We start from the raw sequence: 20,954 nt of genomic DNA, 5'->3' as shown, positions 1-20,954 counted from the left end.
ACAAGGCGCCGGCCCGGCGCGGCCTCCAGGGATTGCATGACTCTCGATCAATCGCTCTCCATCGCCGTCATCACCACGATGATGGCGCTCTTCGTCTGGGGCCGCCTCCGCTATGATGTCGTCGCGGCGCTGGCACTCCTCGCCGCGCTGGCTCTGGGCCTCGTACCGGCCAAGGACGCCTTCAAGGGCTTTTCCGACGATATCGTCATCATTGTCGGCAGCGCGCTCGTGGTCAGCGCAGCGGTCGCGCGCTCCGGCATCATCGAGCGCGCACTCAGCCATGTTGCGCCCTATGTCCGCTCGACACAGATGCAGATCTCGCTGCTCGTGTTCTCGGTCGCGGTGATGTCGGCGATCATCAAGAATATCGGTGCGCTCGCGATGATGCTGCCGATCGCCTACCAGCTCGCCCGGAAGGGCGGAAAATCGCCATCCATCTTCCTGATGCCGATGGCCTTCGCCTCGCTGCTCGGCGGCATCGTCACGCTGGTCGGCACCTCGCCGAACATCATCGTCGCCCGCGTCCGCGAGGAACTGACCGGCCGTCCCTTCGAGATGTTCGACTTTGCGCCGGTCGGCCTCGGTCTCGCGCTCGCCGGCTGCCTGTTTCTATGCGTGGGCTACCGCCTGCTGCCGCGCGACCGGCAAGGCGCAGCCTCGCTCGAACAGGCGCTCGACATCTCCGACTATGTCACCGAGGTTCAAGTTCCCCAGCGCTCGGCGCTTGCCGGCAAAACCATCTCCGAGCTCAAGGCCAATGCGGAGGGTGAGGTCGATGTCGTCGCCATCCTGCGCTCCAAGACGCGGCTGTCCGCCCCGTTCCCAGATGCCGGCCTGCGTCCCGGCGATATCCTGTTGCTGCGCGGCGAGCCCAAGGCGCTCGAGCGCGTGGTCGCGCAGGGCGGCCTGCAACTCGATGCCGACCAGCGCCCGACCCATAGCACGGGCGCGCTCGATCAGATCACCGTGAGCGAGGCGATCGTCGGCCCCGTCTCATTGCTGACGGGACGCTCCGTTGGCGAAATCGAGCTCCACGAGCGCTATCGCGTCAATCTGCTCGCGGTGAGCCGCTCGGGCGAGCGCTTCCGGGAACGCCTGCGCAACATCACCCTGCGCACGGGCGATGTCGTCGTCCTCCAGGGCGACGAGAAGATCCTGCCGGAGCGAATGCGCGAACTGGGCCTGATGCCGCTCGCGGAACGCGCGCTGACGCTCGGCAGTGCCCGCAGGGGCTGGGTTACCGGCGCGATCCTGCTTGCGACCGTGATCGCGATCGCCTTCAACCTCGTCCCGGTTTCGGTCGCGTTCTTTGCGGCAGCCGCGCTGCTCGTCACCTTCCGAGCGATCTCGCCGCGCGACGCCTATGATTCGATCGAATGGCCCATCCTCGTCATGCTGGCGGCCCTGATCCCGGTCAGCGACACTTTGCGCTCGACTGGAACCACGGATCTGCTCGCCGGCTGGCTCGCGAGTGTCGGCATGCACCTTCCCGGCTGGGGCGCGGTGGCGCTGATTCTCGTCTCTGCCATGGCGGTCACGCCCTTCCTGAACAACGCTGCGACAGTGCTGGTCATGGCCCCGATCGGCGCGAGCTTTGCGAAGAGCCTCGGTTACAGCCCCGATGCCTTCCTGATGGCGGTGGCGATCGATKCGGCCTGCGACTTCCTCACGCCGATCGGCCACCAGTGCAACACGCTGGTGATGGGTCCGGGAGGGTATCGCTTCGGCGACTACGCCCGGCTTGGCGCGCCGCTGTCGCTGCTGGTGATCCTGCTCGGTGTGCCGCTGATCATGCTGGTCTGGCCGCTACGATAGGGCTTTGGCCCCGCGCCGCCGCTGCGGCAGCATGATGGTCCCGGATGCGGCGACCACCAGCACGAGGCCGAGCCAGTCGCTCGGCGTCGGTCGCTCGCCGAGCAGCAGCACGGAACCCAGAACGCCGACGGCCGGCACCATCAGCGTGCCAAGGCTGGCAATGCCCGCGGGCAGCCGCGCGATCACCGTGAACCACAGGAAATAGGCCAGCGCCTGTGCTCCCAGGATATGGAAGGTCAACGCGGCGAAGGTCCGTGCCCCCAGCATCTTGGGAACGGGCAGGCCCTCGAAGACCAGCATGCCGATCCCGGCGACAACGCCGCCGATCAGCAGCTGCCACGCGGCGATGGTCAGTGCCGGCGCCGAAACCGGCCAGCGCTTGGTGACGATCGTGCCCAGGGCCCAGCTCACGCTGGCGATCAGCGCGTAGAGCAGGCCGATGGAGAACGAGCCGCTGGCGAGCAATGGCAGGCCGAGGCACAGCAATCCCGCACCGCCGAGGCCGAGGCCGAGCAGGCGCCTTCGGTCAAAGGGCTCGGCAAGGACGAACCGTGCGAGCAATGTCGCCCAGATCGGCATGGTGAAGGTCAGGATCGCCGCCCGCGAGGTCGGCGCGGCGAGCTGTGCGAAGGCAAGCAATACGTTGAAGGCGGCAATCGAAAGGAAGCCGGCAATCGCCAGCCTCAGCCGTTGGCCTCTGGGCACCGCCAGAGACTGTCCACGTGCGAGCCCTATGGCGACCAGAGCCAGCCCCGCAAAGCTCATGCCGCCGGCCCGGAGCGTCCAGGGCGCGATCTCGGTCAGCGCGATGCGGACAGCCGGCCAGTTGAAGCCCCAGAGCAGACCGAGCAGCGGAACGAGCAGAAGCGAACGGCCAGGGGTTTGCGACATGGCGTGACTATGGCCGAACCGGCGGCGCCATCGTCATGCCAAATCGCGCAGGAGCCGATGCACGTTTATCACCCCGGCCGCCGCGCGGCGTCACTCCGGGACGCTCTCGACGCCGCACCATTCGGCCACGAACAGGGCCATGGTTCCGGTGATGCGCTTCAGCGAGGCGAGGCTGACCCGCTCGTCGAAAGCGTGGATGTTCTCCGAGATCGGGCCATAGCATAGCGCCGGAATCTTGTCGTAGAGCGCATAGACGCGGGTATCGAGATAGCCCGCCGTCATGAAGCTCTTCAGTGGTTTGCCGGTCGCGCCCTGATGCGCCCGGCCGAGCACGGCCTCCGCTTCGCTGCCGGGTTCGAGCACATAGCCTTCCGAATAGAAGCCGTTGAAGGTCACGCTCGGCGGATTGTTGGCAAGGAACGAATCGCCGCGCGCATGCGTCAGCACGCAGGCCTCGATCCGCTTCGCCAACTCCTCGGCGCTGACGCCGGGATAGAGTCCGATGCGGCAGTCGATCCTGCACCAGCACGGCACGGAGGAGGCCCAGTCGCCGCCCTCGATCTTGCCGATATTCAGGTTGATCGGATGGGCGGCGTCCTCGAAATGCTCGCGCCCGGCCTTCTCCGCGTTGAGTTCCTCCTCGAGCTTCCGCAGCGCCCCGATGACGCGATAGGCCCCGTCGATCGCGTTCGCGCCCGCGCCCATCTCGCGCACATGCATCGGCACGCCACGCACCTCGATCTGGAACCAGAGCACACCGGTATTGGCGCGCACCAGCATTTCCTCCTCAGGCTCGGGGATCAGCACCGCATCGGCCTTGTAGCCGCGCAGATGCGTCATCAGCGCGCCGTTACCGGTCGATTCCTCCTCGACCACCGACTGCACGTAGACCGTGGCCGCCGGCTGCAGGCCGATGCGCCGGAGCGCGTCGAGGCAGAACAGGTTGGCGGCATGACCAGCCTTCATGTCCGCGCCACCACGGCCATAGAGCCAATCTCCCTCGATCACCGGGTCGAAGGGCCGATGCATCCAGAACGTTTCCGGCCCGGTCGGCACGACATCGACATGCGCCTGCAGGATCAGGGAGCGCCCCTTTTCCTCGCGCGGGTGATGGATGCCGACGACGATCGGCGCATCCGAATGCTCATCGGAGAACGGCGCACCACCGGGATGAGCCGCGATCGCTTCCCGATCCATTCCGAAGCGGTCCATCGTGAAGCCACGCCCCTTCAGCGCCCGGAAGACGAAATCCTGCACCGCGTGTTCCTGCCCGCGCAGCGAGCCGAAGCGGATCATCTCCTGGGTGAAGGCGATTTGCGCGGCAAAGCCGGCCTCCACTGAGGCAAGGATGCGGTCGCGAAGCGCGGGATCGAGAGGCATGGGCAGGTCTCCGGTCGGTTAGGCGGCAAGCAGGTGCTCGCCGTCATGCTCGGCCTTGTGCCGAGCATCAGCGCCTTGCGACGCGGATGGCAGGTGTGGAGATGGATGGTCGGGACAGGCCCGACCAGGACGATGAGGCAATGGCCGGCAAGGCTGCGTCACAGCGCGAAGCGGCGGGCGCCGGGCACGGCGGCGAGCAGTTGGCGCGTGTAGTCATGCTGCGGATTGGCGAAGAGCGCAGCCGTCGGGCCGGTCTCGACGATACGCCCGCACTGCATCACGGCGATGCGGTCGCAGATCTGCGCAGCCACGCGCAGGTCGTGTGTGACGAACAGGATCGCCAGGCCGAGCCGCTGCTGGATATCCTTGATCAGCGTCAGGATCTGAGCCTGGACCGAGACGTCGAGCGCCGAGACTGCCTCGTCCGCGACCAGCACGTCGGGCTCGAGCGCGAGCGCGCGGGCGATGCCGATGCGCTGGCGCTGGCCGCCCGAGAATTCATGCGGGTAGCGGTCTATCGCATTGGCCGAGAGGCCGACGAGCTCAAGCAGTTCCCTTGCCCGCCCGAGCGCCTGCGCGCGCGGCGTGCCATGGGCCACCGGCCCGTCCGAGATGATCCGCCCTACCGTCTGGCGCGGATTGAGCGAGGCGAACGGATCCTGGAAGACCATCTGGATGCGCTTGCGATGCTCGCGCAGCGCGGCCGGACCGAGATCACTCAGGACGAGGTCTCCCAGGGCGATCCGCCCGCCATCGGGCTCGATCAGCCTGAGGCAACAGCGCCCGACCGTCGACTTGCCCGACCCGGATTCGCCAACCAGCCCAAGCGTTTCGCCGCGAGCCAAGGTGAAGCTGATATCGTCGGCAGCCTTCACCTCGCGCCCGGGCCGGAAGAAGCTGCGCTTGCGATAGACCTTGCCGAGTTTCTCGACGCTCAGCACAGGCACGGTCGCGGCGATCGGCGGGCGCTCCGGCGGCGTCATCGACGGCACGGCCGCGAGCAGCCGCTTCGTGTAGTCGTGCCTCGGTTGCGACAGCACGGCGTCGGCCGTGCCCTCCTCGACCAGCTTGCCCTGCTGCAGCACCGCGATGCGATCGGCAATCTCGGCAACGACGCCGAAATCATGGGTGATGAAGAGCACCGCCGTTCCATGCTTGCGGCGCAGATTGTCGATCAGCTTCAGGATCTGCGCCTGCGTGGTCACGTCGAGCGCGGTGGTGGGCTCGTCGGCGATCAGGAGCTTGGGCTCGAGCGCGAGCGCCATCGCAATCATCACGCGCTGACGCTGGCCGCCGGAGAGCTCATGCGGATAGGCCTTGGCCAGGCGTTCGGGGTCGGGCAGGCCGACCTCCGTCAGCAACGCGAGCGCACGGGCATGGCGCTCGGCATTGCTGTGCAAGCCATGCGCCTCGAACGTCTCGATGATCTGGTCGGCCACCCGCATCACCGGGTTGAGCGAGGTCATCGGCTCCTGGAAGATCATGCCGACCTCACGGCCGCGCACGTCCTGCATCGCAGCCTCGTCGAGCGCCAGCAGATTACGCCCCGCAAGGCGGATCGCGCCCGCAGCGGGCTTCACCGCCTTCGGCAGCAGCCCCATCACCGCATGCGCGATCATCGACTTGCCGGAGCCGGATTCGCCGACGACGCAGAGCGTTTCACCGGGAGCGATGGTCAAGGAGACATCCTCGACCGCGAAGGCGCGGTCGGCGAGTGCCGGGAGAGCAAGCTTCAAGCCCTCGATGGAGAGAACGGGCGTCGTCATCACTCCCTCCCCCGCGCCAGACGCGGGTTCAGCGCGTCGTTCAGCCCCTCGCCGGCAAGATTGAGCGCAAGAACCGTGAGGAAGATCGCAAGCCCGGGGAAGAAGCTGATCCACCAGGCATCGATCAGGCGAGTGCGCCCAGCACCGACCATATAGCCCCAGCTCATCAGGTTGGGGTCGCCCAGCCCGAGGAAGGAGAGCGAGGATTCGAGCAGGATCGCCGAGCCGATCATCAGCGAGCCCATCACGATAATCGGCGCGATGGTGTTGGGCAGCACTTGGCTGAAGATGATGCGCGGCGTCGACTGGCCGATCGTCACGGCAGCCTGCACATATTCGCGCGTCTTCAGCGACAGGACCTCGCCACGCACCAGCCGCGCCACGGGCGGCCAGCTGACCACCCCGATCGCGAGCACGATCGAACCGAGCTGCGGCTGCAGGATCGCGACCATGACGATGGCGAGTGCGAAGCTCGGGATCGTCTGGAAGAACTCGGTGAAGCGCATCAGCGCATCATCGACGAAACCGCCCGCATACCCCGCGACTGCGCCGAGCGGCACGCCGATCAGCAGCGCGACCAGGGTCGAGACCACACCGATCATCAACGAGACCCGCGCGCCATGCACCAGCCCTGCAGCGATGTTGCGCCCCAGCGTATCTGTGCCGAGCGGGAAGCGCTCCATGACGAAGGGTGCAAGGAACGGACGGCCGACCGTGCGCCATGGCGATTGCGGAAAGAGCGACGGCGCCAGCAATGCGAAGACGATGACGACGAGCAGGATGACCAACCCGACCACCGCGCCGCGATTGCGCGCGAAACGCTTGAGGAAGCTCATGATGTCGCCTCGATGCGCGGATCGGCCAGCCGGTAGACCAGGTCCGTGAGGATATTGAAGCCGACGACCATGGCCGACGAGACGAAGAAGACCCCGAGCAGCACCGAGTAATCGCGCTGCACCAGGGCGTCGAACATCAAGCGGCCGATGCCGGGCCAGGCGAAGACCGTCTCGGTGAGCACGGCCCCGCCGACGAGCTGGCCCGCCTGCAGGCCAGCCAGCGTCACGACCGGAAGGATGGCGTTGCGCGCGACATGCCGGCGCGAGACGACCCCGGGTGAAAGCCCCTTCGCGCGCGCCGTCTTGACGAAATCAGCGCCGGCAATTTCCAGCATAGAGGCCCGCATCATTCGCGCGTAGAGCGCCGTGAAGAACAATCCGAGCGTCAGCGCCGGCAGGAAGAGAYGCTGCGCGATATCGAGCGCCCGAGCGAGGCCGGTATAGTTCGCGCCGATCGTCTCGAAGCCGACATTCGGCACGAGGCCGAGCTTCAGCGAGAAGACGATCTGGCTCATCAGCGCGATCCAGAAGAGCGGTGTCGCGTAGAAGACGAGGGCGAGCGTGGTGATGACGGTGTCCTGCCAGCGCCCGGCACGCCGCGCCGCAAGCGCGCCCATCAAGACGCCCAACCCCAGCGAGACGAGAAAGGCTGCGCCGGTCAGCAGCAGGGTCGCGGGCAGTCGGTCCAGGATCAGCTCGAGCACGGGCCTCTGCTGGCGATAGCTGAAACCGAGATCGAGCGAGGCATAGCCTTTGAGATAGATCCAGAGCTGTTGGATCAGCGGCTGGTCGAGGCCAAAGCGCGCCCGCAACTGCTCGAGCAGCACCGCATCGGCCGCGCCGGCCTCTCCCGCCAGAACCTGCGCGGGATCGCCCGGTGCGGCGCGGATCAGGAAGAAATTCAGGATCGCGATGGCGAAGAGGACGACGATCCCCTTCACCAGCCGGCCCGCGAGAAATTGAGCGAGGTTCATCAAAATCCTTCGGCGCTACGGACGGGCAAGATGACCGGTCCGCGTCTCCCCGAAAGGAGCACGCTCAAACCCGGGATGGTCTTCAGGAAGAGGCGCGTCACAGAGTAGTGGCGTCATGTCGTCCCGGATCGCCGCGGCGCGACGTCCGGGACCGCAATGGCCTCACTCCTTCCAGGCGTCGCGGAAGCCGTCATCCACGCCAATGCCGGTGGTGACGAGGTTCTTGACGTTGCAGCGATAGATCGTCGGGAAGTCCATCTCGAGCAGCCAAAGTACCGGCAGCTCGTCTGCCAGCAGCTTCTGCACCTTGGTATACAGCTCCTGGCGCTGCGCATCTGTCGGCGCGACGGCCGCCTCGGCGAAGAGCTTGTCGACCTCCGGGTTCGAATACCCGCCGACATTGGCGAAGGGATTACCCTTGGCGATGTTGCTCGAGATGTAGCTGCGCGCCACACCCATCGCCGGATCGCCGAGCTGGTAGAGGAAGTTGAAATTCAGATCGAAGTCCCAGTTGCTGGCCTTCTGGGTCCAACCGGGCACGTCGGTGTTCTCGATCTGAATCTTGACCCCGACATCCTCGAGATTCTGCTTGATCGCCTCGGACCAACGGCTCCAGGTCTCGCCATAGGGCAGGTTGAGCAGCTTGATCGTCTCGCCCTTGTAGCCAGACGCCTTGATCAGCTCCTTCGCCTTCGCCGGATCGAAAGCATATGTCGGCACGTCGGACGAGTAGAAGCGGGTCTTCGACGAGATCGGCCCTGTCGGCAGCTTGCCGAGCCCGCCCCAGACCACATCCTTCCCGAATTCGCGATCGATCGCGTACATCAGGCCCTGGCGGAACTGCTTGTTGCCGAGGATGCCGTTGCGCACATTCGGCGTCAGCCAGGCATGCGGGGCGAACATCTCCCAGCCCTTGGTCGTCACGCAGGTATTGGGCAGCTTCGAGAGCCGCGCCACGTCGTAGACATCGACGGAGCCGCCGGTCAGCACGTCGACCTTGCCGGTCTCATAGGCGACCGCCCGCGCAGCCGCATCCGGGATGATCTGCCAGTAGATCTCGTCGAGGTTCGGCTTGCCCTTCAGCCAATAGTTCTCGTTCTTGACGAGGTGGATATAGGAGCCCTTCTTCCACTCCTTCAGCTTGAACGGACCGGTGCCGATTGGCGTGTTGTTCGCCGGATTCGCCCGATAATCCGTGCCGTCATAGATGTGTTTCGGGATCATCGGCGCCGAAGCGACTTCCTGGGTCATGATCATCGGGCCGAAGGGCTGCTTCAGTGTGATCTTGACCGTGAGATCGTCGACCTTCTCGATTTTCTCGACCTGAGCGTTGACGATCGGCCGCCAGCGCGGATGAACCTCGCGCAGGAACTTGTCGAGGGTGAACACGACGTCGTCCGCCGTGAAGGGCTTGCCGTCATGCCAGGTCACGCCCTCCTGGAGCTTGAAGGTGTAGACCTTCGCGTCAGGAGAAATCTCCCAGCTCTTGGCGAGCGATGGCTGCGGATTGAGCTTCTCATCGTAGCGCAGCAGCGACTCGTAGATATTGCCGGCGACCATGTTGGTCGGGCCGTTCTGGTTCAGCCCCTGCATCAGCATCGGAGGCTCGGGTTGCACCACGACATGCACGGTGCCCCCCTTCTTCGGTTCCTGCGCGGTGGCTGCCCCGAGCGCGAGCACTGAAGCGGCAAGCGCCAGGCCAAGTCTCAATCCGGTCATCGTTGTTCTCCCGTTCCCCTGTGCCGGTTCCGGCAGCTGCGCGAGCGCACCGGGTACGGCCTCTCTTTTCGACTGGCATCGCGGCCTGGCGGGATCGCACCCGAACATGTGCCGATTAGCAAGCTCCGCGCCATTGAAAGCCAGAGTCAAAATTCGTGTCAATGACTGACATGGCGTGTTATTAGACGACACGATGAAAGTTCAGGCGATTGGCGCTGCGAGAGGGCCGATGAACAGCGCAGGCGACAGCCGGACCGCGAAACTTCCGCCGGGCGTCCCGATCGTCAGGGCGCTCGACCGGGCCATTGCCCTGCTCCGCGCCTTCCGCCCCGAGCAACCGCGCCTCGGGCTGAGCGAACTCGCTCGCCAGGTCGGACTCGACAAGGGCACGACGCGGCGGCTGCTGCAGACATTGCAGCTCAACGAACTGGTCGAGCACGACGAACGCTCGCAGACCTATGCATTGGCGGTCGGGCTGATCGAACTCGGCAGCGCCGTCACGACCGGGCGCGAGCTTCGGGATGTGGCCGGCCCCTATCTGACCGAGATCGCCGAGAAGACCGGCGCGACCTCGTTCCTATGGGTTCATATCTCGGGCCGCGCACTCTGCGTGGACCGCGTGCGCGCCTCACTGCCGCATGTCGATGCGACATGGTTCGCGGTCGGTGCTCAGGCGCCGCTGAACTGCGGCGGCGGCCCACGGGTGATCCTGGCCTATCTCGACGAGGCGCAGCGGCGACAGGCACTGGCCCTGGAACTGCCAAAGCGCGCGCCGGCAAGCCAGACGGACCCCGACCTGCTCTGGCATGAGGCTGATCGTATTCGCGCTCAAGGCTGGGAGCTGGCCGCCGACGACTTCTTCATTGGCTTGACTGGCGTCGGCGTACCGATCTTCGACCGCAGCGGCGCGCTTGCCGGCGCACTCAGCATCTCGTCGCTGACCTCGATCGTCGCACCTGAAGGGCACCCAGCGCATCTCGATGCCTTGCAGGACGCTGCAATGCGCATCGGGGCACGCCTTCTCCCCGCCTGATCGACGCCTGCCTAAGCAGCAGGCTAGGGAAAGGCAGCTGATTCCTGTATGGGACGCAAGGCGCGCGACGAACCCGCTAATCGGCGAGCGCGCTTGCCGACTGGAGCCGACGCTCGGGCTCTCAAGGGCTTCGAGCGTTCATTTCGCTGCAATGAAGCATGGCCATCACCGCTGAGGCGGTCAATCCACGGCCTTGAAGGCGTTGGACGGCTATTCGATATTGATTTGCCGGCTTTCTAACATAGGTTCTGTTTACGGATGGGAGGGCACAGGTTTCGATGAAGAAGGCGAAGTCAGGATTGGGGAAGCCGCGCTCGCAGATCGCCGCGCTCCCCATCCGCCGATCGCCGACGGGGGAGCCGGAGCTTCTCCTGGTCACGACACGCACGACGCGGCGATGGATCGTTCCCAAGGGCTGGCCCATCAAGGGCAAGAAGAACCATGAGGCTGCGGCGATCGAAGCGCGCGAAGAAGCCGGCGTGATCGGCAAGGCCCACAAGAAGCCCGCGGGGCGCTACATCTATTGGAAGCGGATGAGCGACCACTTCGTTCTCTGCAAGGTGGCGCTCTATATTCTTGACGTCGAGCGTCGGCTTGAAAAATGGGCCGAGCACAATCAGCGGCTTTCGCACTGGTTCACGCTTGAAGATGCTGCCGAGATTGTCGACGAGCCCGGCCTGAAGGCTGCGATCCGCGCGCTGAAGTTGAATTGACCGACGTCGCGGGTTGCGCAGACTCAGCGCCCCTCGGCGGCGCCTGACCCCGGTCACCGCCCGGTCAGGAACAGGCCGGAGACAAAATAGGCTATAGCCGAGATCAGTCCTGCCATCGGCATCGTCACGATCCAGGCGAAGACGATGCCGCGAGCCACCCCCCATCGCACGGCCGTCACGCGCCGGGCGGCGCCGACGCCGATGATCGCGCCCGTGATCGTATGCGTCGTCGAGACGGGGATGCCGAGATAGGTCGCCATGAACAGCGTGATCGCGCCGCCCGTCTCCGCGCAGAAACCTTGCTGGGGTGAAAGCCGGGTGATCTTCGAGCCCATGGTGTGAACGATCCGCCAACCTCCACAGAGCGTGCCGAATGCCATGGCCGCCTGGCAGGAGATGACGACCCAGAACGGCACCKAGAACGTCTCGCCCATCATGCCATGCGAGAACAGCAGCACCGCAATGATGCCCATCGTCTTCTGCGCATCATTCGCCCCGTGTCCGAGCGAGTAGAGCGAAGCCGAAACGAACTGCAGCAGCCGGAAGGTGCTGTCGACCTTGATAGGGGCCACGCGCAGGAACAGCCAAGAGACGATCAGGACGAGGACCAGCGCCAGGGCGAAGCCGATGGCCGGAGACATGAAAATCGCGACGAAGGTCTTGCCGAGCCCCCACCAGACGATCGACGAGAAGCCAGCCTTGCTCAGCCCGGCCCCGACCAGTCCGCCGATCAGTGCATGCGACGAACTCGACGGAATGCCTGCAATCCAGGTGACGACATTCCAGACGATGGCGCCGGTCAGGGCACCGAAGATGACACGGTCATCGACGATGGCGGTCTGGACAATGCCGGACCCGACGGTCTCGGCGACATGCAGGCCGAAGAACAGGAACGCGATGAAATTGAAGAAGGCAGCCCAGAACACCGCCCAGCGCGGCGCCAGAACCCTGGTCGAGACGATGGTCGCGATAGAATTGGCCGCATCGTGAAGTCCGTTCAGGAAATCGAACAGAAGCGCGACCGCGATCAGGAAGACCAGGGCAAAGGCGACGCTTGAGAAATCCACCGGGCCAACCGCCTAGAGATGTTCGAGGACGATACGGCTGACGCGCTTGGCGACATCCTCGAAACGGTCCACCACCTTCTCGAGATGGTCGTAGATCTCTGCGCCGACGATGAAACCCATCGTGTCCGAAGTCTGGTGCGCCTTGAACAACGCCTTCAGGCCCTGGTCGTGCAGTTCGTCGGATCGCTCCTCGATGGCCCGGATATCCTTGGCGAGTGCGCCGATCGAAATCGCATGTTTCTTGATGTCGCGCAGCATCGGCAGCAGCACGACGACGCGCTCGGACGCCTGGACGATGACCGCCCCGAGTTCCTTCATGCAGGGCTCGAAGCTCGTAACCTCGAACAGCGTGATCGCCTTTACGGTCTTCTGCATCTGGTCGATGGCATCGTCCATCGAACCGATCAGCTCCTCGATATCGCCACGGTCGAAGGGCGTGATGAAGGTGCGGCCGACTTCCAGCATCACCTCCGCGGCGATCTCGTCAGCGCGATTTTCCTGGAAAAGCACCTCGGTGCAACCTGCCTCCACCGGGGTTTCGCCCCTGAGCAGGCCGTTCAGGGCCGCGGCACCTGCCACCAATGTCCTGGAATGGCTCTCGAACAGGTCGAAGAACTTGGGCTCCTTGGGCAGGAGCTTCTGAAACCAGCCGAGCATCGGCGCCTCGTTATGTCATCGATCCGTCACAATCGCGATAGGCGGTTGGTATATCGCTGTAAAGCGGCATGCCCGATCGCATGATTGTCCTGGCGGAGTGATTCCGCGGGCGGCGGTAGATTGCAAGGCGATTGAGAGGGATTGGTGGGCCGGGCCGGATTCGAACCGGCACCGGCGCTGTTATGAGCAGCGAGCTCTATCCGTTGAGCTACCGGCCCGCTCTTCGCCTAACACCCTCGCCTTCTGTCCCGCAAGACCCCAGCACGGACCGCAAACGGAAACGGCCCGCTGCGTCTCGCGAGCGGGGCCGTTGCCAGGGTGGATGAGGGGAAGCGCTCAGGCTGCCCGGGCGACCGACGCCCCGCCGTGCCCGGCGACGTGCCCCTCGCGGAACTGGAAGCGCCCGATATGCTCGGTCAGCGCGCGGGTCTGCTCATCCGTCAGCGCGAGCGCGGCATTCGTCTCCTCGACCAGCGCAGCATTCTGATGCGCCATCGTACCGATGCCGTCGATCTCGTTGTTGATGGCGGATACGTCGCTCGCCTGGCTTCGCGCCGTTTGCGAGATGCCGTTCATCAGTCCGGAGAGATCGTTGACCGAGGACACGATGCTCTCGAACATCGCCGAGGTCTCCTCGACGAGACCGACACCGACCGCGACATCGCCATGCGCGGCCTCGACCAGGCGCTTGACGTCGTTCGAGGCATCCGCCGAGCGCTTGGCGAGACTGCGCACCTCGGCCGCGACGACCGCGAAACCGCGACCGCTGTCGCCGGCGCGCGCCGCCTCCACTGCCGCATTGAGCGCCAGCAGGTTGGTCTGGAAGGCGATCTCGTCGATCATCGAGATGACTTCCGAGATCTTGTCGGACGACGCGCGGATGCGACGCATCGCGTCCAGCGCCGAGGCGACAACCTTTTCGCCCTGCTGGGCACGCTGCTCGGCGCTCTCGGCCATGCCCATGGCCTGCGAGGCTTCGTCAGCCGTCTTCTTCACGGTGCCCGCAAAGGCGCCGAGCTGATTGGTCGCCATCGAGACAGCGTTGCTTTCTTCCGTCGTACGCTCGGCGAGGTCGGTGACCCCGTCGAGAATCTCGCTCGTCGCACTGCGCACGGCCGAAACCGTATCCGAAAGCCGCGCGAGCGTGCTTTCGAACTCTTCGGCGAGGCCGTTGGCGCCATCCTTGAGCTCGGCGAAAGCGCCGTGATAGCTGCCCTCGACCCGGGTCGAGAGCTGGCCAGCCGACAGTTCGGCCAGCACTTCGCAGGTTTCCGAGAGCCCAGCCTGGACGGTTTCGAGCAGGGCATTGACGGAACCCGCAAGCGCGTTGAGCTCGGCATCGGCGAAGCTTGCCGAGACGCGGCGGCTGAAGTCGCCGGCTGCTGCTGCCTCGACCACCTGGCCGAAGGCTTCCCCCAGCTCCTGCATCATCTCACGACGGCGCTGCTGCGCCAGGGCCTCGTCCTCGATCTTCGCAGCTTCGGCGGCTCGCAGCGCCAAGGCATTGTCGCGGAACAGCAGCACGCTGCGCGCAATGTCCGAGATCTCGTCATTGCCCTTGGTCTCGACGGTTGCGTCCAGCTGCCCATCGGCAATGGCCCGTGTCGCCGTCCACAGCTTGTTGAGACGGCCGACGATCATCGGGCGGACATAGAAGAGCGAGAGCGCCAGCGCGACGAGCAGCGAGCCGAGGCCGATTGCGCCGAGCCACCACTTGCTGTCCTCGATCAGGTTGCCGGTCGACGTGCCCGCGGAATGCGCCTCGTCACGGGCCGCCTTGACCAGCGTCTCGACCTCGCGGCGCACCACTTCAGCCGCGCGATTGAGGTCCGATAGGCCGGCGCGAATAGCCCCCTGAGTCACGATGTCGCGGTCGCGCACGTCGAACAGGCCGCTGCTGCCTTCGGCGACGTTGAGGATCGCATTGACCGAGCGCACGCGGCCCTGGTTCGGCACGATCTCCTCGGCATCGGCAAGGCCGGTGCGGACAAGCTTGGCAATCGCCTGGAAGCGCTCGCGCGCGGTTCCGAGCTGCGAGCTGTCGCTGATCTGGGCGATCTCGCGCAGGATGCCGCCGAGTTCGCTGACATCGGCCTGCAGGCTCCTGGCCAAGTCAAAGGCCGTGAAGTCGCGGCCGGCAAGGGCTTTCAGCGCTGAGGTCAGTTCGTCGCCCGACAGATTTGCCGCATTCTCGATGCCATAGGCGAGATTGAATTTCGCTTCCTCAGCCTCGGTGCCGACGGCCCTGACGAAGTCCTCCCGAGCCTTCCCGAGTGTCTCGACCGCGATCTGCGCCTCGCTGGCGTTGCGCAGCCTCTGCCCCGTCAGGTCGTTGAGATCGTTGATCTGCCGCGAGAGCTCATCGATCGCCTTCTGGGCCTTTGCCTTGTCCTGTCCGCGATCGGAGATCTTGCGCAGCAGCTCGAACTGCTTGGCTTCAATGAGATCGAGCTCCCCCGTCAGCTCGGACCGTTCCTTGGCATTCTGGACTTCGCTGAAGCGCGCGGCGAGTGCCGTGGATTTCGTCGCTGCCTGCGAGAGCTCGAGTGCCAACTCGACCACCGGCATCTTGTTCTCGATCATGTCGTTGACCGTCTGGTTCACCCGGCCATAGGAAAACCAGGCGACCGCGGATGCGACGATCGTCAATACGGTCAGAATGCCGAGCGCGGCATAGATGCGCGCGGCAATGCCGACGCGCAGCGGCGTGCGCTGCCGCGTGGGCTTCTTGACCTTCTTCATAGTCGTTCTCCGGGATGCATGCAGCGCGCGACGGCGGGGCCTCAGGAAGGAAACCGCGACGCAGACAGCGGGGCTCGGCAGGAGCCTCGTTGATCAGGCATGAACAGTTCCCCAGCTCTCTTTAGGTCAGCCCTTAGAGTTAGGCTTCTTGAGCCCTAGGATCGGGGACATGCGCTTAAAAAACGCTTAAGTGAGCGCCCTGTTCTGAATCGCCCGACGGAGCGGTCGATTCAGAAATCGTTAAGCAGTTCGCCCGCGCCGAGGAAAACTCAACGCGCAATGCGCAGCGAGTTGATTTCCTGCCCGATTGCACGAAAGGCGTCCTTCAAGGTCGTGCCGCTCGACGGGAAATAGACATGCTTGGTGCTGGTGGCGCAATCGGTCAGCATCTTGTTGGCGGTAGCATCGGAACCGACACCCAAGCCTACGGTATAGACGATCACGCCGGCCGTTTTCATATTTTCGCAGAGTTTGGTTGCTTGGCTCACAGAACTGCCGTTGGATGCATTGGCATTGATCTTCTCTGCATCTGAGCCACTCCCAGTGCCTGCATCCTTCGCAATAACTCCGTTGTAATAGGGCGTGTTGAAGGCTCCGTCCGTCATCAGGACGACAACCTTCAGCAACTCGCGCGTGCCGTAATCAGCCGGCTTGCTGGCGCCCGACCACAGGCCGCCGAAATTCGGAGAGACCATATACCAGGCCCAGGCCAGCCCAATGTGCCCCGCCGTGGATCCCTCGGCGACGTAGCTGTCAATCTTGCCCTTCAGGATCGTTCGGTCCGACGAGAGCGGCAGAATTGTACTGCCCAGACACGGATTTCCAGATCCGGGATAATTTCGGCCCAGCAAAGCTACCGATGGAGAGGCGTCAGTATACGCATACCCTCCAGGCCTCTCTGTAACACACGTGCTAATCCTTTGAGACGTAAGTTTATTGTCAGAATATCGCCTGAATTCGTAATAATCAGAGCCAGGAGTCGTCGAAGTCCCCGCCTTGTAACTCCCTCTAACTTGAGTCGCATAGGAACCAACATTCACGGCCATGGAGTAAGGAACGAGAGCCACCTTCGAGTAATAGGGCGTTTGCTGATCCTTTACGACGAGATCGATCAAATCCTTAGCCGCGCTCTTGAGATCGATGAGGTCTTGCCCCTTCATCGACCCGGTCACGTCGAGTGCCAGACCAACTTCAATGCTGTTCGATGACCGCACCACTTCGGCCTTGGCCCCGACGGGAATGTTCTCTTTCCCCAACAGCGCCATGATTGAAACAGGAACCGTCGCTTCCGCCGTAGCTATTACGCGCTGCTGCGCGTCCATTCGAAAATTCGCAGATGTCAGTTTGCCGTATTTTGCGTTGTCCATATTCGCGCGCAGCATCGCCATGCCGAGTCGCTGAATTTCGGCCCCGCTCGTCGCATCGGAGCGGGCGATATACAGAGCGGCGGAATCCAGACCAGTCTGGAGGGCGAGCCTGGTCGTCGAGGCGCGATTATAGTCGATGAGCGCAAAAGTCAGGCCAATCAGCACCGGCGCGGTCAGGCCGAACATGATCAAAACGCCACCGTTCTCACGATGGATGAGGTCCTTGAGCGCGGCGGCAAGACGGTTTGAGCGAAGCGACATGATGGTGGCCCCAGGGTTTGAGGGAGCAAACCATCCCCACCTGTCACAAGCGTTAATTGTTTCGGGCGACCTCACGGAGCAGTGAAGAATCCATTAGCGCAATCGCCATTTCTTGCAGCGATCAGGCGCTCATGCGCCCGGAAGCGGTGGCACCGGCCGCGGACGGCCCTCTTCGTCGATCGCAACGAAGGTGAAGGTCGCATCGGTGACCTTCTCGTGCAGGGTCGTCCGAAAGCGCTTCGCCCAGGCCTCGACATGGATCTTCATCGAGGTCCGGCCAACGGATTCGACATGGGTGTAGACGCTGAGTACATCGCCGACCTTGACCGGGCGGATGAAAGTCATGGCTTCGACCGCGATCGTCACCACCCTGCCCTGTGACCGATCGACGCCCGCGATTCCACCTGCCGAATCCATCCGAGACATCACCCAGCCGCCGAAGATGTCGCCATTGGCATTGGTATCGGCGGGCATGGCGATGGTGCGAACCGTCAAATCGCCCAACGGCTCCTCGTCCGGCTTCAGGCCTGGCTCATTCATCTCAGCTCCTTCCCTTTCCGACATGGAGGGAATGGAGCACACGACGCAGCATCGGCGCCAGCGCGAAGCCCGTGGCAATCCCCACGAACAGCCTCGAGACAATTGCGCAGGCGCCGGCGAAGATCCTTCCGATATCGCCCTTTGAGAGTAACCGCCGACCTGCTGCCCGAGAGGCTCCCTGCGGCGCTGACGATCCATGGAACGCAGAGACATCGGCCCGCGCTCCTGCGCTATGATCAGTCGCTGAGGAGGACGCCATGACGAGACCACCCGCCATGATTTGCACTTCGCTGCGCTATGCCGATGCTCCGCGCATGTATGACTGGCTGATCAAGGCCTTCGGCTTCGAGAAGCACGCCGCGTATTACTCGGACAACGGCAAGACGCTGCTCCATGGCGAGCTTCGCATGGGCGAGAGCTTCGTGATGCTCGGCTCTGCCGACAACAATCCCTTCGGCAAGCTGGTTTCACGCCCGGCTGAGCTCGGTGGCACCACAGCCTCGCCCTATATCGCAACCGACGATATCGATGCCCGGTGCGAGCGCGCCCGCAAGGCCGGTGCCGACATCTGCATGGAGCCGACCGACCAGCCCTATGGCAGCCGCGACTTCATCTGCAAGGATCCGGAGGGGCATGTCTGGTGCTTCGGCACCTATCGGCCGGGACCGATGGCGGGGTGATCAGGCTGGCTGCAGCCGCGGCCTTGCCCGCAGCATCAGCCAGGAGACCACGGCGAGGTTGATCAGGTTCCAGGCCAGCCCGTTCAGGAAGGCAACCCTGTAGGAGGCAAAGAGGTCGTAGATCAGCCCGGAGATATAGCCGCCGAAGGCCATGCCGAGAATCGTCGCCGACATCACGATGCCGATCCGCACTCCGGCCTCCTTGGCCGGCAGGTATTCGCGGATGATCACCGCATACATCGGCACGATCCCGCCCTGGAACAGGCCAAAGATGCCGGTGACGATGTAGAGCGAGGTCAGCCCGTCGAAGAAGAGATAGAGGAAGAGCGCAACACCCTGCATCACCGAGCCAAGCGCCAGGGTTGCCGCTCCGCCGATCCTGTCAGAGACGAAGCCGGAACCGATGCGGCTGACGATGCCGAGCAGCAGCATCAACGAGAGCATTTCGGCGCCACGCGCGACGCCGTAACCAAGGTCGCCGCAATAGGCGACGATATGGACCTGCGGCATCGCCATTGCGACGCAGCAGGCGAAGCCGGCGACCGACAGCAGCAACTGAAGCTGGTTCGCGGAAAGGCCGAGATCGCCGCGAGCCCCGGCACTCGAAGCCTCGGCCGCTGCCAGCGTTTCGGCGGCTGGGCGCCTGCGGAAGAACAGGGAAAGCGGCACCAGAACCACCAGCGCCGTCAGGCCGATGCCGATATGCGTGGCGCGCCAGCCATGGTTCTGCAAACCCCAGGTGATCACCTGGGGCCAGATCACGCCCGCGAGATAGCTGCCGGATGCGCCGAAGACCACGGCGAGCCCGCGATGCTTGCGGAACCAGTGCGAGAGATCGGCGATCAGAGGCGAGAACCCCGCAGCGCCGCCGATCCCGATCAGCAGGCCGTGGGCGAGCGCGAATTGCCAGAGCGTGCCGGCAAGCCCCGCAAGCACATAGCCCGCACCGAGGAAGACCCCACCCATCACGATCGGAACGACGATGCCGTAACGATCGGCGATCCGGCCCATCAGGATATTGCCGACGCCGAAACCGAGCATGACAGCGGTGTAGGGCAGCGAAGCGCCCGCCCGGGCCGTGCCGAACTCAGCCTGAACGGAGGGAAGCACAACGACCACCGACCAGGTACCGACGCAGGCGACGGTGCCGACGAGCAGCGCCATCGCCAGCCGCAGCCAGGCATAGGAGGAATCAGGTGCGTAGCGCACGTGCTGGAGAGACATGTTTCCTCGCCGGCCGATTTCGGAGAACGGCTCTCTTATGACGCGGCGATGATTAGGCACCGCGAACCCGCGCGGCAAGCGCGCCGGCCGCAGTGGGGCACGGCGTCCGCAGCGCGACGCGGCAGTTCTGGCGTGCCAAAGGCAGACGGCGCGCGGGGTGCCTATCCGTCGGCCCGCGAGACCTCGGTTCGCCCGCGGACCAGGCTACGGACGCCGCATCATGATCATCTTCTCCTGCGCCATCTCACGCATGGTGAAGGGAATGCCGCCAATGCCGTAGCCGGACTCGCGCCGGCCTGCGAAAGGCATCCAGTCGGTCCGGAAGGCGGTCGGGTCGTTGATCATCACCGCGGAAGCATCGAGGCGGTCGGCAGCCCGCATCGCGACATCGACATCCTGCGCGAAGACGCTGGCCTGGAACGCGACCGGGAGCGAATTCGCCTGTGCGATCGCGTCATCGAGCCGCCGGTAGCGATAGACGCAGGTCACAGGCCCGAAGACCTCTTCGCGCGAGACCTTTGCCTCAGTGGACGGGTCAAGCAGCACGGTCGGCTGCAGGGTCGTTTCCGAGATGCGGCCGCCGCCGACTGCGAGCTTCGCCCCACCGCTCACGGCCTCCTCGACCCATGAGGCGATCCGGTCGGCCTCGCGGGGATGGATCAGCGGTCCGACTTCGGTATCGGCAAGCGTCGGATCCCCGACACGCAGCTTCGCGACCCGCGCGATCAAGCGTTCGGTGAACGCCGCAGCGATGTCCTCATGCACGAAGATGCGCTGCGTCGACACGCAGACCTGCCCTGCATGATAGTAGCCGCCCTTGACGACCGGCTCGATGATCCGGTCGAGATCGGCGCTGCGATCGACGATCGCGGGTGCCGCTCCGCCATGCTCCAGCGCCGAACGTGCGCCATGGGCAAGCTTGCTGTGCAGATACCAGCCGACCTTCGCCGAGCCGATGAAGCTCAGGAAACCGATGCGCCCATCTGTCGCCAATTTCTCGGCGAGCGTATTGCTCTCAGGAATGAAGCTCTGGCACCAAGCCTCCGGCAAGCCGGCTTCGTGAACGAGGGCCACGAAGTCGCGGCAGGACAGCGGCGTCGGGCCGGCCGGCTTGATGATCACCGGACAGCCGACGGCGATCGCCGGAGCGACCTGATGCACGATCAGGTTCAGCGGATGGTTGAAGGCCGAGATTGCGGCGACGATCCCGATCGGCTCCTTGGTGGTGAAAGCCCAGCGGCCCGCTCCCGCCGCCGAGAGGCCCATCGGAACCTCGCGCCCGGCAAAAT

Annotated in this window: 17 protein-coding genes and 1 tRNA gene; 4 read left to right on the top strand and 14 right to left on the bottom strand. The window is 64.5% G+C overall.

Going from position 1 to position 20,954, the window contains the following annotated elements; genetic code table 11:
- Positions 1 to 36 precede the first annotated feature (36 nt).
- Positions 37 to 1,815 carry an SLC13 family permease gene (locus AC1D34_RS10495; protein ID WP_476824204.1) on the top strand — a complete coding sequence of 593 codons (1,779 nt, stop codon included), beginning with the start codon at positions 37 to 39 and terminating at the stop codon, positions 1,813 to 1,815.
- On the opposite strand, the gene AC1D34_RS10490 is transcribed toward AC1D34_RS10495, so the two are convergent.
- From AC1D34_RS10490 to AC1D34_RS10465, 6 genes are all read right to left on the bottom strand, one after another.
- Positions 1,807 to 2,706 carry a DMT family transporter gene (locus tag AC1D34_RS10490; protein ID WP_476824203.1) on the bottom strand — a complete coding sequence of 300 codons (900 nt, stop codon included), beginning with the start codon at positions 2,704 to 2,706 and terminating at the stop codon, positions 1,807 to 1,809. The genes AC1D34_RS10495 and AC1D34_RS10490 overlap by 9 nt on opposite strands.
- Positions 2,707 to 2,796: 90 nt before the next feature.
- On the bottom strand, positions 2,797 to 4,086 hold the full coding sequence (locus AC1D34_RS10485) for an ArgE/DapE family deacylase (protein ID WP_476824202.1): 1,290 nt from the start codon (positions 4,084 to 4,086) through the stop codon (positions 2,797 to 2,799).
- Between the two features lie 158 nt (positions 4,087 to 4,244).
- Positions 4,245 to 5,852 (bottom strand): ABC transporter ATP-binding protein, encoded by a 1,608-nt coding sequence (locus AC1D34_RS10480; RefSeq protein WP_476824201.1) that lies wholly within the window; start codon positions 5,850 to 5,852, stop codon positions 4,245 to 4,247.
- A complete protein-coding gene (locus AC1D34_RS10475; RefSeq protein ID WP_476824200.1) occupies positions 5,852 to 6,688 on the bottom strand; it encodes an ABC transporter permease in 837 nt (278 codons plus the stop codon). Before AC1D34_RS10475 ends, AC1D34_RS10480 begins: the two co-directional genes overlap by 1 nt.
- Positions 6,685 to 7,662: an ABC transporter permease gene (locus tag AC1D34_RS10470; protein ID WP_476824199.1), complete on the bottom strand. Its 978-nt coding sequence runs from the start codon at positions 7,660 to 7,662 to the stop codon at positions 6,685 to 6,687. The genes AC1D34_RS10475 and AC1D34_RS10470 overlap by 4 nt, the downstream gene beginning before the upstream one ends.
- A gap of 162 nt (positions 7,663 to 7,824) precedes the next feature.
- Positions 7,825 to 9,381 carry an ABC transporter substrate-binding protein gene (locus tag AC1D34_RS10465; protein ID WP_476824198.1) on the bottom strand — a complete coding sequence of 519 codons (1,557 nt, stop codon included), beginning with the start codon at positions 9,379 to 9,381 and terminating at the stop codon, positions 7,825 to 7,827.
- A gap of 229 nt (positions 9,382 to 9,610) precedes the next feature.
- On the opposite strand from AC1D34_RS10465, the gene AC1D34_RS10460 reads away from it, so the two are divergent.
- Positions 9,611 to 10,414: an IclR family transcriptional regulator gene (locus AC1D34_RS10460; protein ID WP_476824197.1), complete on the top strand. Its 804-nt coding sequence runs from the start codon at positions 9,611 to 9,613 to the stop codon at positions 10,412 to 10,414.
- Between the two features lie 278 nt (positions 10,415 to 10,692).
- Positions 10,693 to 11,127: an NUDIX hydrolase gene (locus AC1D34_RS10455; protein WP_441489374.1), complete on the top strand. Its 435-nt coding sequence runs from the start codon at positions 10,693 to 10,695 to the stop codon at positions 11,125 to 11,127.
- Positions 11,128 to 11,180: 53 nt separating this feature from the next.
- On the opposite strand, the gene AC1D34_RS10450 is transcribed toward AC1D34_RS10455, so the two are convergent.
- The 6 genes from AC1D34_RS10450 to AC1D34_RS10425 form a co-directional block, all read right to left on the bottom strand.
- Positions 11,181 to 12,194, bottom strand: a complete 1,014-nt coding sequence (locus tag AC1D34_RS10450) for an inorganic phosphate transporter (RefSeq protein ID WP_476824196.1) — start codon at positions 12,192 to 12,194, stop codon at positions 11,181 to 11,183.
- Between the two features lie 12 nt (positions 12,195 to 12,206).
- Positions 12,207 to 12,851, bottom strand: a complete 645-nt coding sequence (locus tag AC1D34_RS10445; protein WP_441489375.1) for a DUF47 domain-containing protein — start codon at positions 12,849 to 12,851, stop codon at positions 12,207 to 12,209.
- Between the two features lie 142 nt (positions 12,852 to 12,993).
- Positions 12,994 to 13,069, bottom strand: a tRNA-Ile gene (locus AC1D34_RS10440).
- 118 nt (positions 13,070 to 13,187) lie between these two features.
- Entirely contained in the window at positions 13,188 to 15,593 is a 2,406-nt protein-coding gene (locus AC1D34_RS10435; protein ID WP_476824195.1) for a methyl-accepting chemotaxis protein, read from the bottom strand.
- A 269-nt stretch (positions 15,594 to 15,862) separates the two neighbouring features.
- A complete protein-coding gene (locus AC1D34_RS10430) occupies positions 15,863 to 17,221 on the bottom strand; it encodes a TadE/TadG family type IV pilus assembly protein (protein WP_476824194.1) in 1,359 nt (452 codons plus the stop codon).
- 129 nt (positions 17,222 to 17,350) lie between these two features.
- Positions 17,351 to 17,761: an acyl-CoA thioesterase gene (locus AC1D34_RS10425; protein ID WP_476824193.1), complete on the bottom strand. Its 411-nt coding sequence runs from the start codon at positions 17,759 to 17,761 to the stop codon at positions 17,351 to 17,353.
- Positions 17,762 to 18,018: 257 nt separating this feature from the next.
- Between AC1D34_RS10425 and AC1D34_RS10420 the strand changes: the two genes are divergently transcribed.
- The gene (locus AC1D34_RS10420; protein ID WP_476824192.1) at positions 18,019 to 18,441 is read left to right on the top strand and encodes a VOC family protein; all 423 of its coding nucleotides are present in this window, start codon (positions 18,019 to 18,021) and stop codon (positions 18,439 to 18,441) included.
- On the opposite strand, the gene AC1D34_RS10415 is transcribed toward AC1D34_RS10420, so the two are convergent.
- Positions 18,442 to 19,665, bottom strand: coding sequence for an MFS transporter (locus AC1D34_RS10415; RefSeq protein ID WP_476824191.1), 1,224 nt, complete (start codon positions 19,663 to 19,665; stop codon positions 18,442 to 18,444).
- A 204-nt stretch (positions 19,666 to 19,869) separates the two neighbouring features.
- On the bottom strand, positions 19,870 to 20,954 hold a 1,085-nt coding region (locus AC1D34_RS10410), incomplete at its 5' end, for an aldehyde dehydrogenase family protein (protein ID WP_476824190.1).

It is taken from the genome of Allobosea sp. P1_A7 (genome assembly GCF_056406775.1).
Note: the sequence above shows the minus strand (reverse complement) of the source record. Positions and strands in the feature narration are given on the sequence as shown.

Coding starts and splice junctions, on each gene's coding strand:
- AC1D34_RS10430 (WP_476824194.1), bottom strand. CDS start 17,221: ATGTCGCTTCGCTCAAACCGTCTTGCCGCCGCGCTCAAGGACCTCATC.
- AC1D34_RS10445 (WP_441489375.1), bottom strand. CDS start 12,851: ATGCTCGGCTGGTTTCAGAAGCTCCTGCCCAAGGAGCCCAAGTTCTTC.
- AC1D34_RS10480 (WP_476824201.1), bottom strand. CDS start 5,852: ATGACGACGCCCGTTCTCTCCATCGAGGGCTTGAAGCTTGCTCTCCCG.
- AC1D34_RS10455 (WP_441489374.1), top strand. CDS start 10,693: ATGAAGAAGGCGAAGTCAGGATTGGGGAAGCCGCGCTCGCAGATCGCC.
- AC1D34_RS10475 (WP_476824200.1), bottom strand. CDS start 6,688: ATGAGCTTCCTCAAGCGTTTCGCGCGCAATCGCGGCGCGGTGGTCGGG.
- AC1D34_RS10435 (WP_476824195.1), bottom strand. CDS start 15,593: ATGAAGAAGGTCAAGAAGCCCACGCGGCAGCGCACGCCGCTGCGCGTC.
- AC1D34_RS10420 (WP_476824192.1), top strand. CDS start 18,019: ATGACGAGACCACCCGCCATGATTTGCACTTCGCTGCGCTATGCCGAT.
- AC1D34_RS10415 (WP_476824191.1), bottom strand. CDS start 19,665: ATGTCTCTCCAGCACGTGCGCTACGCACCTGATTCCTCCTATGCCTGG.
- AC1D34_RS10490 (WP_476824203.1), bottom strand. CDS start 2,706: ATGTCGCAAACCCCTGGCCGTTCGCTTCTGCTCGTTCCGCTGCTCGGT.
- AC1D34_RS10485 (WP_476824202.1), bottom strand. CDS start 4,086: ATGCCTCTCGATCCCGCGCTTCGCGACCGCATCCTTGCCTCAGTGGAG.
- AC1D34_RS10425 (WP_476824193.1), bottom strand. CDS start 17,761: ATGAATGAGCCAGGCCTGAAGCCGGACGAGGAGCCGTTGGGCGATTTG.
- AC1D34_RS10465 (WP_476824198.1), bottom strand. CDS start 9,381: ATGACCGGATTGAGACTTGGCCTGGCGCTTGCCGCTTCAGTGCTCGCG.
- AC1D34_RS10460 (WP_476824197.1), top strand. CDS start 9,611: ATGAACAGCGCAGGCGACAGCCGGACCGCGAAACTTCCGCCGGGCGTC.